14 protein-coding genes are annotated in these 16,820 nt (G+C 64.6%); 7 read left to right on the forward strand and 7 right to left on the reverse strand.

Annotated features, from left to right (window positions below):
- Position 1: 1 nt before the first annotated feature.
- The 4 genes from ACQK2M_RS09395 to ACQK2M_RS09410 all read right to left on the reverse strand — a co-directional run bounded on the left by ACQK2M_RS09395 (position 2) and on the right by ACQK2M_RS09410 (position 6,540).
- Positions 2-2,107 carry a TRAP transporter permease gene (locus ACQK2M_RS09395; protein ID WP_425417569.1) on the reverse strand — a complete coding sequence of 702 codons (2,106 nt, stop codon included), beginning with the start codon at positions 2,105-2,107 and terminating at the stop codon, positions 2-4.
- 73 nt (positions 2,108-2,180) lie between these two features.
- Positions 2,181-3,203: a TAXI family TRAP transporter solute-binding subunit gene (locus ACQK2M_RS09400; protein WP_425417570.1), complete on the reverse strand. Its 1,023-nt coding sequence runs from the start codon at positions 3,201-3,203 to the stop codon at positions 2,181-2,183.
- Between the two features lie 197 nt (positions 3,204-3,400).
- The gene (locus tag ACQK2M_RS09405; RefSeq protein ID WP_425417571.1) at positions 3,401-4,741 is read right to left on the reverse strand and encodes a sigma-54-dependent transcriptional regulator; all 1,341 of its coding nucleotides are present in this window, start codon (positions 4,739-4,741) and stop codon (positions 3,401-3,403) included.
- Positions 4,738-6,540, reverse strand: a complete 1,803-nt coding sequence (locus ACQK2M_RS09410) for a sensor histidine kinase (RefSeq protein WP_425417572.1) — start codon at positions 6,538-6,540, stop codon at positions 4,738-4,740. The genes ACQK2M_RS09405 and ACQK2M_RS09410 overlap by 4 nt, the downstream gene beginning before the upstream one ends.
- A gap of 217 nt (positions 6,541-6,757) precedes the next feature.
- Here ACQK2M_RS09410 and hflK point away from each other — a divergent pair, with 217 nt between their 5' ends.
- From hflK to ACQK2M_RS09435, 5 genes are all read left to right on the forward strand, one after another.
- Positions 6,758-7,885, forward strand: a complete 1,128-nt coding sequence (gene hflK, locus ACQK2M_RS09415) for an FtsH protease activity modulator HflK (RefSeq protein ID WP_223475615.1) — start codon at positions 6,758-6,760, stop codon at positions 7,883-7,885.
- On the forward strand, positions 7,885-8,811 hold the full coding sequence (gene hflC / locus ACQK2M_RS09420; RefSeq protein ID WP_425417573.1) for a protease modulator HflC: 927 nt from the start codon (positions 7,885-7,887) through the stop codon (positions 8,809-8,811). The genes hflK and hflC overlap by 1 nt, the downstream gene beginning before the upstream one ends.
- Before the next feature lie 12 nt (positions 8,812-8,823).
- A complete protein-coding gene (locus tag ACQK2M_RS09425) occupies positions 8,824-9,012 on the forward strand; it encodes a DUF2065 domain-containing protein (protein ID WP_223475613.1) in 189 nt (62 codons plus the stop codon).
- 142 nt (positions 9,013-9,154) lie between these two features.
- Complete coding sequence (locus ACQK2M_RS09430) at positions 9,155-10,666, forward strand: Do family serine endopeptidase (protein WP_425417574.1); 1,512 nt, start codon at positions 9,155-9,157, stop codon at positions 10,664-10,666.
- Positions 10,667-10,698: 32 nt separating this feature from the next.
- Positions 10,699-11,403: an SDR family oxidoreductase gene (locus ACQK2M_RS09435; protein WP_425417575.1), complete on the forward strand. Its 705-nt coding sequence runs from the start codon at positions 10,699-10,701 to the stop codon at positions 11,401-11,403.
- Here the strand turns inward: ACQK2M_RS09435 and ACQK2M_RS09440 are convergent.
- Together ACQK2M_RS09440 and serB are read right to left on the reverse strand one after the other, a co-directional pair.
- Entirely contained in the window at positions 11,400-11,924 is a 525-nt protein-coding gene (locus tag ACQK2M_RS09440) for a GNAT family N-acetyltransferase (protein ID WP_425420013.1), read from the reverse strand. The genes ACQK2M_RS09435 and ACQK2M_RS09440 overlap by 4 nt on opposite strands.
- A 26-nt stretch (positions 11,925-11,950) precedes the next feature.
- A complete protein-coding gene (gene serB / locus ACQK2M_RS09445) occupies positions 11,951-12,853 on the reverse strand; it encodes a phosphoserine phosphatase SerB (protein ID WP_425417576.1) in 903 nt (300 codons plus the stop codon).
- 35 nt (positions 12,854-12,888) lie between these two features.
- Here serB and miaA point away from each other — a divergent pair, with 35 nt between their 5' ends.
- The gene (gene miaA / locus ACQK2M_RS09450) at positions 12,889-13,785 is read left to right on the forward strand and encodes a tRNA (adenosine(37)-N6)-dimethylallyltransferase MiaA (protein ID WP_425417577.1); all 897 of its coding nucleotides are present in this window, start codon (positions 12,889-12,891) and stop codon (positions 13,783-13,785) included.
- Positions 13,786-13,899: 114 nt separating this feature from the next.
- Positions 13,900-14,682 (forward strand): GGDEF domain-containing protein, encoded by a 783-nt coding sequence (locus ACQK2M_RS09455; RefSeq protein WP_425417578.1) that lies wholly within the window; start codon positions 13,900-13,902, stop codon positions 14,680-14,682.
- Positions 14,683-14,767: 85 nt separating this feature from the next.
- Here the strand turns inward: ACQK2M_RS09455 and ACQK2M_RS09460 are convergent, their stop codons facing one another.
- Positions 14,768-16,750: an ATP-binding protein gene (locus tag ACQK2M_RS09460; protein WP_425417579.1), complete on the reverse strand. Its 1,983-nt coding sequence runs from the start codon at positions 16,748-16,750 to the stop codon at positions 14,768-14,770.
- Between the last annotated feature and the right edge of the window lie 70 nt (positions 16,751-16,820).

The raw sequence follows: 16,820 nt of genomic DNA on the forward strand, positions 1-16,820 counted from the left end.
ATCAGGCCCGCGCTGCCTGACGGCGTCCCTTCGCGATGTTCCACCCGAACACCACGGCAAATCCGGCCAGTGCGGTGAAATTCACCCAGTGCGGCGCGGGCCACATCAGCGCTGCGCCGACGGCCAGCGTGACGATGCGCTCGGCGATGTTCATACGGTTTTCCCAATAGCCCTCGATGGCGGCCGCCACTGCCCACAGGCCGAAGACGGCGAAGCCGAAGATGTAGAGCATCTGCGACCAGTCGCCGGACAGGAACGGCGTGTAGGCGAACAGGAGCGGCACGAAGTAGAGCCCCTTGGCGATCTTCCAGGCGGCGAAACCCGTCTTCATGGGCGGACTCCCGGCTATTGCCGCACCGGTGAAGGCGGCGAGGCAAACCGGCGGCGTGACGTTGGAGTCCTGGCTCAGCCAGAAGATGATCATGTGCGCCGAGAGGAGCGCCCCCGCGAGGACGGCGGCCGGGAAGGCCTGGTCGTAGAGCATCGACAGGCTTTCGACGGGCAAGGCCTCGATCATCGCCCGGGCTTCGGCCATCGGCATGGGCCCGGCGAGGGCGGCCATCTTTTCCGGCGTAGCGAGCATGAAGATCGCCTTGGCGGTTTCCGGCAATTGGCCGGACGCCAGGATGTCGGCGAGCTGTGACTGCAGGATCAACTGATAGAGCGCCGGAGCCGACAGGGTGCCGAGCACGATATAGGCGGCCGTGACGGGCAGGCCCATGCCGAGAACCAGCGAAGCGAGCGCCACGAGGACAAGCGCGAGGAGGAGGTTGCCCTGCGACCATGACGAGATCATCAGCGAGAAGGTGTTGCCGATGCCGGCGGTGGTGATGACGTTGACGATGAGGCCGACACCGACCAGCAGGATTGCGGTCATGATCATGTTGCGCGCGCCGAGTTCCAGCGCCTCGATGATCCGAACCGGGCCCATGCGGTTCGGCGTCAGCCAGGAGGCGACGATACAGGCGAGAATGGCGTAGCCGGCCGCGTAGGTGGGCGTGAAGCCGCGCACCAGGAGGAAGATCAGCAGGGCGACCGGAATGACGAAGGACGGCCCCCCATTGCGGAAGACGGTCCATAGACCTGGCCCGTCCTCGTCGGCAAGCGCTGTCGCCTCGGACCGTTTCGCCTCGATGCGTACGAAGAAGCCAACGGTCAGGAAATATAGGATCGCCGGCAGGATCGAGACCGTGACGATGGTCGTGTAGGGAATCTGGGTGAAGTTCGCCATCACGAAGGCGCCGGCGCCCATGATCGGCGGCATCAGCTGGCCGCCGGTCGAGGAGGCCGCCTCGACGCCGCCCGCGAATGTGGCAGGAAAGCCGGCGCGTTTCATCAGCGGGATCGTGATCACGCCCGTCGAGGCGGTGTTGGCGACGGCGGAGCCGGAGATCGTGCCGGTCAGGCCGCTCGACAGCACAGCGACGAAGCCCGGACCACCGGTCATCCTGCCGGCGACCGCGCGCGAGATATCGACAATGAATTCGCCCGCGCCGGATTTCAGCAGGAACGCGCCGAACAGGATGAACATGAAGACATAGGTCGAGGAGATGCGGGCGATCGAGCCGAACATGGCGTCGTCGCCATAGAGCGAGCGGAACAGAACGGTTTCCGCATGCAGGCCGCGGAAGCGGAAGACGCCGGGCACATACTGGCCCCACCAGGTCACATAGGTGATGGCGAGGAGGATCAGGACGGGGATGATCCAGCCCGTCGTGCGGCGGGTGAATTCCAGCACGCCGAGAATGCACAAGATCCCGGCCAGCCAGTCGCTCCAGATCAGCCGCACGCCGCGATCATAGATGGCGCTCTCGGCATTGATGACATAGATCGCCGCCGCCGCGACGGCCGCACCGAAGGCGATGTCCAGAATGCGTATGGCGGGCCGTTTGGCCCAGGCTGCCGGCGCGATCGGCGAGACGAGCACGCACAGCAGGACGAAACCGGCGAAATGGAAGCCGTTCTGGGTGAGGACGGCGACGCTGCCGAAAGAGTTCATCCAGATATGAACGACAGAGATGACGACCGCGACGACAAGCGTCACGAGAGATAATCCGTGGCGGTTCAGTCCCGGCGAGCCGGTCTGCGTCAAGGTTTCGGCGCGCATGGACATCCTCCCGGCGCGGAGAAGGAAAGGGGTGAAAAGGGGCCGCGCGCGGCGGCCCCGAAGTCAGTCGCGGTTACGGCCGCAGACGGTCCGGAATGTCGAGGCCGGCTTCCTCGTAGTAGCGCAGCGCGCCCGGATGCAGCGGCAGCGGCAGACCGGCAATCGCCTTTTCGAGCGCCATGGCCTTGGTGGCCGGGTGGATCGCCTGAAGGAAGGCGAGGTTCTCGTACATCGTCTTGGTGATCTCGTAGACGTCCTCTTCCGGCAGGTCGGCCGATGTCGCGAGGAAGTTCGGCTGGGCGATCGTGGTCACGTCCTCATCGAGGCCCGGATAGGTGCCGCCGGGGATGAGGTATTCCGTCCACAGGTCGCGGTCGCCATTGGCGGTGACGATCTGCTCGGGCGAGAAGGAGAGCAGGGTGACGTCGTCTCCGGCGGTCGAAAAGAGCTGCGTGACCGCGCTGACCGGAACGCCGGCGGGTGTGCCCATGCCGGCTGCCTGGCCGTTCTGCACGGCTTCCGCCGCCGGCCCGTAACCGCCGTAGAGCAGGTCGTAATCGTTATCGATGTCGATGCCGAAACCGGACAGGATCGTGCGGTTGGAGCCGATCGTTCCGGAATTCTGCGAGCCGAGCGCCATGGTCTTGCCCTTGAGCGCGGCCATGTCCTCGATGGAGCCGGTTTCCGCGAATTCCGAGCGGATCACGAAGTGCTCGACATTCTGCCAGAGCATGGAGACCGAGCGCAGGTTTTCCTGCGGACCTTCGGACTCGATCGGACCCGTGCCGGTGCGCGCATAGTAGCCGTAGAGGCCCTGCATAATGGCGAACTGGGCCTCGCCGTCGCGCAGCAGCTTGACGTTTTCGCCCGAGCCGGCCGAGGAAATCGCCGACATGCCGAGTTTCTGCTTCGGCTCGAGCTTCACCTTGGTGAGCGTCGAGATGGCGACGCCGACGGGATAATAGGTGCCGCCGGTCGAGGCGGTGGCGAGGATGTAATTTCGCGGCTCCTGCGCCTGGGCATTGAAGCCTAACGTCGTGGCGAGGGCCAGCGCGGCAGTGGCGGACAGAATCGTGCGTCTGGTGGTCGTTGTCATGGTTTCCTCCCAAAATGACATCGTTTCGGCGGTAGCCGTGCGAAATCAATTGCAAACCGTGTGCCAGATCCTCCCGACCTGTCCACATTCAAGGATTTCAAAGGCTTGCGGGACGCCATTTTGTTGCGGCGCGAAGGAAAGCGGCGGTTTTCCGCCACCCGGCAGTGGCGCAGCGGCAAAAAACCGCCGCAAGCGCCTCAGGTCTCGCCGTCTTCGCGAATACCCAGCCGGTCTATCTTTTCGCCGAGCGTGCGGCGGGGAATCTGCAGGCGGCGGGCCGCCTCGGCCTGGTTGCCGCCGGCCTCCCTGAGAGCGCGGCGGATGATGCCGCTTTCGATCCGCGCCATGGTTTCGGCGAGGCCGGGCGCGCCGCCCTCTGGCACCTCGGTGCGGCCGGGTATGCCGTCGGAGAGGCCGAGGGAAAAGCGGGTCGCGAGCGACTTCAATTCGCGCACATTGCCCGGCCAGTCATGGGCGAGCAGGGCGCTCAGCACGGCATCCGGCAAGGGCCTCGGGGAAAGGCCGCTGCGCGCAGCCTCCTCGGCTGTAAAATGGCCGAACAGGGCTATGACGTCGTCGCCGCGGTCGCGCAGCGGCGGCAGGCTCAGTTCGGAGGCGGCAAGGCGGTAATAGAGGTCGGAGCGGAATTCGCCTTTCTCGCCCAGCGCCTTGAGGTCGGATTTCGTCGCGGCGACGAAACGCACATCGAGCGGGCGCGGCGCGTTGTGGCCGAGCACCTCGACCTCGCGTTCCTGGATGACGCGCAGCAGCCGGGTCTGGAGGCCGAGCGGCATGGATTCGATCTCGTCGAGAAAGACGGTGCCGCCATTGGCGTAGACGAGGCGGCCCTCGCGGGCGCTGTCGGCGCCGGTGAAGGCGCCCTTGGCGTGGCCGAAAAGTTCGCTCTCGAAGATCGATTCCGGGATCGCCGCGCAGTTGATCGCAACGAAGGGTTTCGCGGCGCGCGGTCCCAAATCGTGCAGCAGGTGCGCGGCAACTTCCTTGCCGGTGCCGGTCTCTCCGTGGATCAGCACGTCGATACCATGACCGGCGAGTTGCATCAGACGGTCTTTCATGCGCCGCATCGCGTCGCTTTCGCCGATCATGCGATTGTCGAGGCCGGACGCGCCGGCCAACTGGGCGCGCAGGCGGGCGAGTTCGCGCGACAGGCGGCTTTTCTCGCCGGCATTGCGCAGGACCGCCACGAGATGATCGGCGTCGTAGGGCTTTTCGAGAAAATCATAGGCGCCGTCGCGCATGGCGGAGACCGCCATGGAGACATCGCCGTGGCCGGTCAGAAGGATGACCGGAATGCCGGCATGGCTTTCGGTCACATGGTGAAGGAGGGATATTCCGTCCTCGCCGGGCATGCGGATGTCGGTGACGACGATGTCGGCGCCGTCGCGGGAGAGTTTCGCCCTGGCCTCGGCGACGTCGGCAGCCGTTTCGACCGAAAAGCCGGAGAGCGTCAGCCATTCGGTGGCCGAGCGGCGGACCTCGGCCTCGTCGTCCACGAAGAGGATGCGCGTGTCGCTCATGCCGGGACCGCTTCCGTTTCGGCCGGAGCCGCGGTTCGGGTGGCCGGCGTGGCGGGAAGGCGGATCAACACCGCAGTGCCCTTGTCGGGCTCGCTCTCAATGCGCAGCGTGCCGCCGAAATCCTCGATGATCGAGGTCGAGATCGACAGGCCGAGGCCAAGGCCTTCCCCGGTTTCCTTGGTGGAGAAAAACGGTTCCGCTATGCGGGCGAGATCGTCCGACGCGATTCCGACGCCCGTATCGGCAATGCGTATGGTCACCGTGTCGTCACCGGTCTCGGTGTTGACCGTGACGCGTCTCTCGGTGCGGCCGTCCACGGCGTCGAACGCGTTGATCAGGACATTGAGGAAGACCTGTTCCAGGCGGACCGGTCCGGCGCGCACGAAAATATCCTCCGCCCGCGCGCCGATTTCGATTTCGGCGTCGACGGCCCTGCGGCGCGGTTCGGCGAGGGCGATCGCGCCCTCGATGCAGGACTGGATATCGACATCGGAGAGCTGGCCGGCGTCGCGCCTTGCGAATGTCTTCAGGTGCTTGACCATGCGTTGCATGCGGCGAACGGTCTCGCGGGCGTGATCAAGGGCGGACGCGGTGCGGGTGGTGTCGCCGGACTTCGTATGCACGCCTGCGGTGGCGAGCGTCATGTCCATGGCGGCAAGCGGTTGCGAAACCTCGTGGACGATCGCCGCCGACATGCGGCCAAGCGCGGCGAGCTTGGCGGATTGGACGAGGCTTTCCTGCGCGTCGCGCAGCTCCTCCTCCGTACGCTTGCGCTCCTCGATTTCCTGGGCAAGTTCGGCCGTCCGGTCGGCAACCTTGGCTTCCAGCTCGGCGTTGCGGTCGAGCTTCATGCGCAGAATCGACTGGCGTTGGCGCATGATAACGAGGATGCCGGCAAGCAGAAGCGCGGCGGCACCGGCCAGAACCGCGCCGGTCAGCGCCGAGCGCGTGACGGGTGCGAGTTGCGCGCGTCCGATCAGGGTCCAGCCGTTTTCTCCGACGGGCAGGAGCGACAGCATCGTGTCGCCGGCGACAACACGGCCCTTGTCGAGCGCTTCGCGGCCGAGATCCGGCGAATAGAGCGGCTTGGCGGACTGCAGCTCGATGCCGGTATATTTGCGGCTGGCCTCGATGCGTCCGCGCGCCTCGCCGGAAAGGGCGGTGAAGGGGCGGTACTGCCAGTCCGGATCGCCGGACAGAAAGACGACGCCGTCGCGGTCCATCAGCGCGGTGCCGGGCGCGTTGTCGTGCCACGAGGCGGCGAAGGTCGTCATGTCGACCTTGACGACGATGACGCCGGTCTCGCTCTCGCCATCGATGCGCGAGGACAGGAAGTAGCCGGGGCGACCTGTTGTCGCGCCGACGGCGTAGAACTGGCCCCTGCCGGTCTCCATCGCATCGCGGAAATACGGGCGGAAGCGGTAGTTCTGGCCGACAAAGGTCAGCGGCGTGTCATGGTTGGAGGCGGCTATGGTCAGGCCGGTGTCGTCGAGCAGGAACAGTTCGTCGGCATTCGTCTGGTCGCGAATGGTGGCGAGGAAGGTGTTGACCAGCGCGGCGCGGCCGGACGCGCGGGGGTCGTCGACAAGGGCGCGCAGGCGTTCGTCATGGCGCAAGACACGCGGCAGATTTCGGAAACGCTCGATTTCACTGCCCAGCGACTGGCGGGCCAGCACGAGGTCGGCACGCTGGACATCCGCCAGTTCCCTGAACGCCGAACGATAGACCATCTGCCAGGTCATGAAACCGGCAAGAAGCGCCGCAAGGGCGATGGCGATGACGAACTGAAACTGGCGCACGCGGCACTACCGAACGATTTTGACAAAACCTAGTGGTATCTTCTCCGAGAGACAACATGGCTGCGGTTTCAACCGCTTCGGTGCGCCAAAGCGATTGAAAGCAAAGCAAAAAGCCACAATGCGCGTTGAAAGCACCTTTGCGCATTCCTATAACAGGTCAATGAGTACGCCGTCGGATGCGTCATCCGGCGGTTGTTTGCCATTTGAGAGGATATGAATGCCCTGGAGCAATCAGAACGGCGGAGGCGGCGGCCCTTGGGGCGGCGGTGGCAATAATGGCGGCAATGGCGGTGGCCCTTGGGGCCAAGGACCGCAAGGCCCGCGTGGACCGCAGCGTCCCGGCGGACAGCCGCCGGATCTCGAGGAAATCATCAAGAAGGGCCAGGACCGGCTGAAACGGGCGCTGCCCGGCGGGGGCGGCGCGAGCCCGGCTCTCTTCGGCCTGATCGCCATCGGTCTCCTGATCCTCTATGGCGTTCAGTCCTTCTACCAGGTCGACACCGACGAACGCGCTGTCGAACTGTTGTTCGGCAAGCCGAAGACGGAACTGTCCGGACCTGGACTTCACTTCCATTGGTGGCCGATCGAAACCGTCGAGAAGGTTCAGATCGTCGAGAAGCAGATCGCCATCGGCGCCGGCGGCGCGCGGCAGGATTCCGGCCTGATGCTGTCCGGCGACCAGAACATCGTCGATGTGCAGTTCGCCGTTCTCTACTCGGTAATCGACCCGGCGGCCTATCTGTTCAACGTGGCTTCGCCCGACGAGATGGTCCGCCAGGTGTCCGAAAGCGCAATGCGCGAAATCGTCGGCCGCCGTCCGGCGCAGGACGTCTTCCGCGACAACCGTGCGGCGATCGCCGACGAGGTTCGATCCTCGATGCAGGCGACGCTCGACGAATACGGCGCGGGCATCCAGGTGAACACGGTGTCCATCGAGGATGCGGCACCGCCGCGTGAAGTGGCCGACGCCTTCGAGGAAGTGCAGCGCGCCGAGCAGAACGAGGACCAGTTCCGCGAAGAAGCGAACCAGTATTCGAACCAGAAACTCGGTCAGGCCCGAGGCGAGGCGGCGCAGATCCGAGAGGACGCATCCGCTTATGCGACGCGTGTCGTGCAGGAAGCCGAAGGTGAAGCGCAGCGCTTCATCTCGATCCACGAACAGTACCAGGCCGCGCCCGACGTGACGCGCAAGCGCCTCTATCTGGAAACGATGGAACGCGTTCTCGCCGATTCCAACAAGGTGATTCTCGACGAAGACGGCGAAAACCAGGGCGTCGTGCCCTATCTGCCGCTGCCTGAAGTCCAGAGCCGTCGAACGACCACCACGACCGGAGACGCACAGTAATGAACAGCAACCGTCTCACATTGCTCGGCATCCTGATCGCGATCGTGCTGATCGGGGTCTACGCCTCAATTTTCGTGGTCAATGAACGCCAGCAGGCGATCGTGCTGCGTTTTGGTGAAATCCAGGACGTGAAGACCGAGCCGGGCCTATACTTCAAGGCGCCCTTCGCCTTTGCCGGTTTCGACACGGTGCAGATCATCGAGGACCGCGTGTTGCGGCTCGATCTCAGCGACCAGCCCCCGGTACAGGTTTCCGGCGGCCGTTTCTACGAGGTCGATGCCTTCCTGACCTTCAAGATCACGGATGCGCGCAGGTTCCGCGAGACCGTCTCGGGCGATCTCAACTCGGCCGCCGCACGTCTTCGCACGCGTTTCGACGCGGCGCTGCGCCGGACCTACGGCCTGCGCTCCTTCGAAGCGGCGCTTTCGGACGAACGGACCGAGATGATGCGCGAAGTGCGCGACCTGATCCGTCCCGACGCGCAGTCGCTCGGCCTGACGGTCGAGGATGTGCGTATCGTGCGGACCGACCTGACGGCGGAAGTCTCCCAGCAGACCTTCGACCGCATGAAGGCGGAGCGTCTTGCCGAAGCGGAGCGCATCCGTGCGCGCGGTCGTGAAACGGCCAGCCGCATTCGCGCCGTGGCGGATCGCCAGGTCATCGAGATCGTCGCCGAAGCGCAACGCGAGTCGGAGATCCTTCGAGGCGAGGGCGATGCGGAACGTAACCGCGTCTTCGCCGAGGCCTTCAACCGCGATCCGGAGTTCTTCGAGTTCTATCGCTCGATGGCTGCCTATCAGCGGGCGATGGAGAATTCGGACACGACCATGGTCCTGTCGCCGAATTCGGAGTTCTTCCGCTACTTCAAGAATGCGACGGGAACGCCGCCCGCGGCCGCTCCCGCTCCGTCCGCGCCCGCACAATAGTGCAGACGTGACATGACGATATTTCTGACAGCCCTCGGTCTCATGCTTGTGATCGAGGGCTTTCTTTATGGCGGCGTGCCCGGTTTCGCCAAGCGCATGGCCGCGATCCTGCTGGAAACGCCGGACGAAATCCTGCGTCGCGCCGGGGTGACCGCGGCCCTTCTCGGGCTTGTGGTGATATGGCTCGCGCATTTCCTGTGAGATCACGATTTTCACAAAGCGGCCACGCTTGTCACTTATGCGTGACTGTCCTGTTGTGCGGGACGCGGCGGGCTTTATGTTTCGCCGCAGACAAGGCGGCAATCGCGCTGCCGCACAAGCGGTATTCCATGGAGGCAACCCGATGGCATTCGATACTATGGTCCTGAAGCCGGCGCGCATGGCCGGCGTTTTCGCTCTGTCGCTGGCGATCACGGCGGGCGCCGCCGTTCTGCCCGGCGGCATGGCGATGAACGCCCGTGCGCAGGAAGGCCCGGCTTCCGTAGCGGACCTGTCGGCGCGGCTCATCGATTCCGTCGTCAATATTTCGACCTCGCAGACCGTCGGCGGCGATGACCGCAACGTCCCGCGCCCGCAATTGCCGGAGGGGTCGCCTTTCCAGGAGTTCTTCGACGAATTCTTCGACCAGCAGCCGGAAGGGGGGCCGCCGCGTTCGCGCCAGGTGCAGTCGCTCGGCTCGGGCTTCGTGATCGATGCCGAGGGCATCATCATCACCAACAATCACGTCATCGAGGATGCCGACGAGGTCAGCGTCAACTTCAATGACGGGACCAAGATCGAGGCCGAGATCATCGGCCGCGACCAGAAGACCGACATCGCCGTTCTGCGGATCGATCCGGGCGACAAGGAGCTGAAGGCCGTTTCGTTCGGCGATTCGGAAACCGCGCGGGTCGGCGACTGGGTGCTGGCGATCGGCAATCCGTTCGGCCTCGGCGGGACGGTGACGCTGGGTATCGTGTCGGCCATCGGCCGCGACATCAATTCCGGCCCTTACGACAACTTCATCCAGACCGACGCCGCCATCAACCGCGGCAATTCCGGCGGCCCGCTGTTCAACATGCAGGGCGAGGTCATCGGCATCAACACGGCGATCATTTCGCCGTCGGGCGGGTCCATCGGCATCGGTTTCTCGGTGCCGGCCGAACTGGCGCGGAACGTCATCGACCAGCTGATCGAGTTCGGCGAGACGCGGCGCGGCTGGCTGGGCGTGCGCATCCAGACCGTGACGGACGAAATTGCCGAAAGCCTCGGCATGGACCGCGCGGACGGCGCGCTAGTGGCGGGCGTCATCAAGGGCGGACCCGTGGATGACGGTTCGATCGAGCCGGGCGACGTCATCATCGAATTCAACGGGCGGCCGATTGCGACGACACGCGAATTGCCGCGCATCGTCGCCGATACGCCGGTGGGCCAGGAAGTCGATGTCGTGGTGATCCGCAAGGGCGAGCGCAAGACCGTCAAGGTGACGCTCGGCCGGCTGGAAGACAGCGAGGAACTCGCCATGGCGCCCGACGCGACGGATGACGAGGATCAGGCGGCCGACATGCCGGCGACGATCGAGATGTTCGGCATGACGCTTGCCGAACTGGACGAGACGGTGCGCGAGGCGCAGGACATTGACGAAAGCGTCGAGCGTGGCGTGGTGGTGATGGAGGTCGCATCGGATTCGGCTGCGGCGGAGAAAGGCATTCAGCCCGGCGAGACGATCGTGGAAATTGCCCAGGAAGTGGTGTCCACGCCGCAGGAGGTGGTCGAGGCCATCGACAAGCTCAAGGCGGACGACCGGCGCAATGCGCTCCTGATGCTGGCGGCGAAGACCGGCGAGTTGCGCTTCGTCACGATCCGGATCGACTGAGGTCCGGGCAGGATACGACAAGGGGGCAGGCCATGAACACGCAGAAAGTCGCGCTCGTCACGGCGGGCGGCAGCGGAATGGGCGCGGACGCGGCACGTCGTCTCGCCTCGGACGGCTTCAAGGTCGCGATCCTGTCGTCGTCGGGCAAGGGCGAGGCGCTTGCCGAAAGCCTCGACGGATTCGGCGTTACCGGATCGAACCAGTCGCTCGACGATCTCAAGGGACTGGTCGATGGCGCGATGGAGCGCTGGGGCCGCATCGACGTGCTGGTGAATTCGGCTGGTCACGGGCCGAAGGGACCGGTGCTCGATCTGACCGACGAGGACTGGCACAAGGGCCTCGACGTCTACCTGCTCAACGTCATTCGGCCAACGCGGCTGGTTACGCCGCTGATGCAGGCGCAGGGCGGCGGATCGATCATCAATATTTCGACTTTCGCGGTCTTCGAGCCCGATCCGCTGTTTCCGACATCCGGCGTCTTCAGGGCGGGGCTCGCATCGTTTACGAAGCTCTTCGCCGACAAATATGCCGACGACAACATCCGCATGAACAATGTCCTGCCGGGCTTCATCGACAGCCTGCCGGAAACCGACGAGCGGCGCGCGCGCATTCCGCTTGGCCGTTACGGCCGGGCGGGTGAGGTGTCGTCGCTGGTTTCCTGGCTTGCGTCCGAGGATGGCGGCTACATGACCGGCCAGAACCTGCGTATCGATGGCGGCCTGACCCGTTCGGTCTAGCGCTTCCGCCAGTCCCGCGCTGTGATGCGATAGCAGACGTGGCGCTTGAGATCGGGATGGGTGTCGGGGATCTTCACATAGTCGAAATCGCTCGCCGCATCGCGCTTCATGCCGATCCGTTCCATCACGGCCGTCGAGCGGTGGTTGTCATGCACGGCGAAGGAGACGATCTCCGGCAGGTCCAACTCGGAAAATCCGTAATCGAGCGCGGCGAGCGCCGCTTCGGTCACATAGCCCCGGCCCCAGAAGGGCTTCGCCAGTCGCCAGCCGATTTCCACCGTTCCCGGCGGGAAATGCGGTTCGACATCGCCGACATGCAGGCCGCAGAAGCCGACGCACTGGCCGATTTCCCGCAATTCGAGGGCCGGAAAGACGATCCCTTTCTCCTGATCCTTCAACAGCTTGTCGAGGAACGCGTCCGCCTCCTCGCGCGTGCGGCGGAAGGGGAAGTACTCCATCACTTCGGGATCGGAATTGATCTCGAAAAAGAGGTCGCGGTCGCGCTCCTCCCACGGACGCATGACGAGCCGCTGCGTCTCGATCGGTCTCACCGCGCGAACTCGTCGCGGCGATAGCCCTGGATATAGAGGAGGGCGGTCAGGTCGTTGTGGTCGATGCGGATATCCGCCTGGGCGGCGACCGCGGGCTTGGCGTGCAGCGCGACGCCGGTGCCGGCGAGGCCGAGCATGGACAGGTCGTTCGCGCCGTCGCCGACAGCGATGGCGTCCGCCGGTTCGAGTCCGAGCCGACCGGATATTTCCATCAGGGCATCGGCCTTGGCCTGACGGCCGAGGATCGGTTCGACGACCTCGCCGGTGAGCTTTCCGTCGGCTTGCGCGAGCCGATTGGCGCGGTTTTCCTGAAAGCCGATCTGTTCCGCGATGCGGCTGGTGAAATCGACGAAACCGCCGGAGACGAGTGCGCACCAGGCGCCATTCGCCTTCATGGTGGCGACGAGTTCGCGTCCGCCCGGCATCAGCTTGATGCGCGTCGCGATGACATGGTCGACGACGGAAACCGGCAGGTCCTTGAGAAGGCCGACGCGCTCGCGCAGCGCGCCCTCGAAACCGATCTCACCGTTCATGGCGCGGGCGGTGATCGAGGCGACATAATCTCCGACACCGGCCTCGTCCGCCAGTTCGTCGACGCATTCCTGCTGGATCATGGTGGAGTCCATGTCGGCGATCAGGATCTTCTTGCGGCGCGCATCGGGCGCGATGACCTGTATGGCGGCATCGACGGGCGTTTCTTCGAACATGCCGGCGATATTCGCGGCAAGCGCGGTCCTGTCGGCATCGGCGAGCGGCACGGGAGAGCGGATGTCGGCGACATGCGCTTCCGCCAGCCAGACGATTTCGGTTTCGGGCAGCAGCGCGGCGACGGCGGCGACCGCATCGTCGTCGAGCGTGCCTTTGTCGGGATTGGCAATCAGGGTGACGATGGTGTTCATGGGGGCAGAGGCGCAATCGCGATGGAGTGAAGGAATTGGCGAGCGAGGACCGGTATCCGCGCGCGGTGTTGATAGCCGGGCCGACGGCGAGCGGCAAGTCGGCGCTCGCGTTGCAAAAAGCGGCGGAAACCGGCGGGGTGATCGTCAACACGGACTCCATGCAGGTCTATGATGTGCTGCGGGTTCTGACCGCGCGGCCATCGGATGAAGACCTGGCGCGTGCGCCGCATCGCCTTTACGGGTATGTCGCGCCGAATGACGCCTATTCGACCGGACGCTGGCTTGAGGATGTGCGGGCCGTGATGGCCGATCCGGAGGTCGCTGGCCGGACGCTCGTCTTTGCCGGTGGGACGGGCCTCTATTTCCGCGCGCTGACGCAGGGGCTTTCGCCGATGCCCGATATACCGGACGCGGTCAGGACGCGCTGGCGCGACCGGCTGGCGGAAGAAGGCGCGGAGAAACTGCACTTTGTACTGCGGCAGGAGGACCCCGAGGCCGCGATGTCGATCGGTCCCGGAGACGGCCAGCGTATCGTGCGGGCACTGGAAGTTCGCGAAGCGTCGGGCCGGTCGATCCTCGACTGGCAGGCGGAGGCTGGCGAACCCCTGATCGATGTCAGCCGTGCCGAACGAATCGTGGTGATGCCGGCACGTGAAATCCTCTACCGGAATATCGAGCGCCGGCTCGACCGGATGGTCGGGGAAGGCGCGCTGGAGGAGGTGCGGGCCTTGCTGGAACTGGGCCTCGATCCGGCCATGCCGGCCATGAAAGCGATCGGCGTGCGAGAATTTTCAGGCGTTCTGGAGGGCCGAATCCCGATTGAGGACGCCCTCGTTCTGGCGAAAACCGCGACGCGCCAATATGCCAAACGCCAAATGACATGGTTTCGCAATCAGTTAGATGACGGATGGAAGACGGTGACGGAGCCGTGACCGGCCGGCGGATAAAGTATTCCGTGTATATGTAAGACTTACTAAACCGACGCGTTTAACGGGCATGCAACCCGCGCCAAGTATTTCTTTGCCAGAAACACTTGGCTGGGTGCAATGCGCTTCCATCGTTCCGAAATGTCCTTCATGGGGTATTTGCTGCTGCTGATCGGTGCGGCGGCCTGTGCTTTCTGGGCGAACGATGTGGTGTTCGGCGCGGTGGGTGGCGCCGATGAGGGCGACATGGCTCTCGGCATGGTGGCGCTGCGCGTGCAGCTTGGATTGCTGTGCGCGGCGATCGTCGTCGGCCTTTTTCACTTCTACCCGCTGATCCGCAAACAGGCGCACGAACACGTCCACTGGCGGCAGATCGCCGAGTCGCTGACCATGAAGACCCACACCTTCCAGCGTGCGGCGCTCACGGATCCGATGACCGGGCTTCAGAACCGTCGCTATTTCGACGACGCGCTCGCCCAGTACATGGAGGAGTTCTCCCGGATCGGACGCCCGCTGGGCATCATGATCCTCGATATCGACCACTTCAAATCGATCAACGACACGCATGGTCACGATATCGGTGACGAGGTGATCAAGGGGCTGGCCAACACGATCAAGGACTATACGCGCCATCACGATATCGCCGCGCGAATCGGTGGCGAGGAATTCGCGGTGGTCGCGCCGAATGTCGGGATCGCCGAACTCGACAAGATGGCGAACCGGCTGCGGCTGGCGGTCTCGAACCTGGTGTTCAATCTTGGCGGCAATGTCCGGCTGAAGATCACGATCAGCGTGGGTATCGCGCTATGGGACGGCGAGGAGACCGGCTCCGCGCTCTACAAGCGCGCCGACGAAAACCTCTACGAAGCCAAGCGCGGCGGCCGCAACCGCGTCTGCGCCTGATTTATCCCGCCCGAAACATTTACGCCGCATAGACGCAGCCTCAAACAGAGGTGCGGTGGTGAGCAGGCCCGTTGCGGGCGTGTCGCTACTTGCGGAAGCGGTTGACGAGATCGCGGGCCGATCCGCCACCCGATGACGATGGAGCGGGCTTCGTTGCCTCGGCAGGCACGGGCCTTGCGAACCGGTCGCGGCCGCCATGCAGCGACCCTTCCTCGGTGAACAGGCGCGCGAGTTCCTCGCGATCCGGAATTGTCCTGCGGTTCGTCGGGTCGTGCGGTTCCGGTTCCGTCGCCCCCGAGGGCGCCACGCCGGGCGCATGGAGCGTCGGCCGTTGTTCCGACGCTGGCGCGTCGCCGAGCGGCTGGTTGACGGCGGCGAAGTTGTCGTAGATCTCGTCCGGCCCGCCATGCATGCCGCGCGGGAAACGCATCTTCTGGATCACGTCGCCGACATCGACCGTTGCCTCGCCGTTTTGAACGGCGACCTGTTCATCCATGAGGTGGTTGCCCGGCAACTGCGCCGCGGTGACCTTCTCGAAGGTCATGCGCATCGGCGTCGAGACGCCCTGACCGAATGCGATGGCCTCGCGGTTTGCCAGCGAGGGCAGGAAGTTGATCGCGGAGCGGGACGAGCCGGCGATGGCCTTGCGCATGATTTCCTGGTCGCGCTCGTTGCCGAGACGCATGGAAAAGAAGGTGTTGCACTGGGACAGGATGGTTTCGTCCAGCTCGCCGGGACGCTGCGAGACGATGCCGAGATAGACGCCGTATTTGCGGCCTTCCTTGGCGATGCGCGCGATTGCCGCACGGGTCGGCGCGAAGCCGGCGGACTTGTCGGTCGGGATATAGCGGTGGGCTTCCTCGCAGACGACGAGCGTCTGGATCTGCGACTTCGACCAGATGGCGAGATCGAAGGCGAGGCGGCACAGAACCGAGGCGACCGAGTTGACGATTTCCGACGGCATGCCGCTCATCTGGAAGGCCGTGATCGGCCTGCCATTGGCGGGCACGCGGAAGATCGTCGAGATCACCTCGGTGATGTTGTCCTCGATCGTCTTGTTGGCGAACATGAAGCGGTAGCGCGGATCGTTGACGGCGGCGTCGATGCGGCTCTTCAGCGCCTTGAGGAACGGGCGTTCGACACGGCCGTCGAGCATGCCGATGCGATCCTCGATGAGGTTCATCAGGTCGGAAATACGATAGGGAACGGGCGTATCGGACGTCACGGCCGTGGAATCGTGGGTCTTGCGCAGGCTCGGCTGACCGTTGCCCTTGAACTGCATCTTGGCGAGCGGGATCAGCTCGCGCAGCGCATCGACCTCTTCCGGGATCGGCGGCCTGCCGCGGAACAGGACCTCCGCGAACTCCTCCAGCCGGAACAGCCAGAACGGCAGGTCGAGCGCCGTGTCGTTGATGGTGATCGCGAGGTCGGGGAAGGCGGAGGAGAACTCGTTGTGCGGATCGAGGATCAGGATGCGCACATCGGGACGGGTTTCGACGATCTTGCGCAGAAGCAGGGTCACGGCGGTCGATTTGCCGACGCCGGTCGTGCCGACAACGGCGAAGTGGCGGGAGATCAGGCTGTCGATGGAGATCAGCGCCGGAATCTCGTTGTTCTGGGACAGAAACCCGATCGGGATCGCGCGTTCGTCGCTGTTCTCGTAGATCGCCGCGAGGTCGCCGATGCGAATGCGGTGCGCGACCGCGCCGAGATGCGGATAGGAGGAGATGCCGCCGGTGAAACGCGCCCGGCCACGGTCGTCCTCGACGATCTCGCCGACAAGCTCCACGTGAATGTGGATCATGTTGGGATCGTCCTTGTTCCAGGTGCCGGAACTGGTGTCGACCTTGAAGAGCATGCCGACAGTGCGGTTGTCGCCGACGCGGATGGTGATCAGCTGGCCGACCGCCCAGTAGTCCTCGCTGGCGCTGTCGCCCTTGCCGGCCAGGGCCGCGATCACCGCATGCGTGCCGTCGCAGGACACGACGAAGCCCTCGGTGCGATTGCGCTTCGCAACGTGGGTGTTTTCGGTGAGCCCTAATCCGGCTTCGACCGGCGTGTCTTCCATGATGGTTCGTCCCGCCTCCTGGAGGGCGCATAGTCGCGGATCGAAGTTAAGGAATGGCTACGCAGGCAGG

Source organism: Oricola indica, from assembly GCF_965227485.1.
Classification (GTDB): domain Bacteria; phylum Pseudomonadota; class Alphaproteobacteria; order Rhizobiales; family Rhizobiaceae; genus Oricola; species Oricola indica.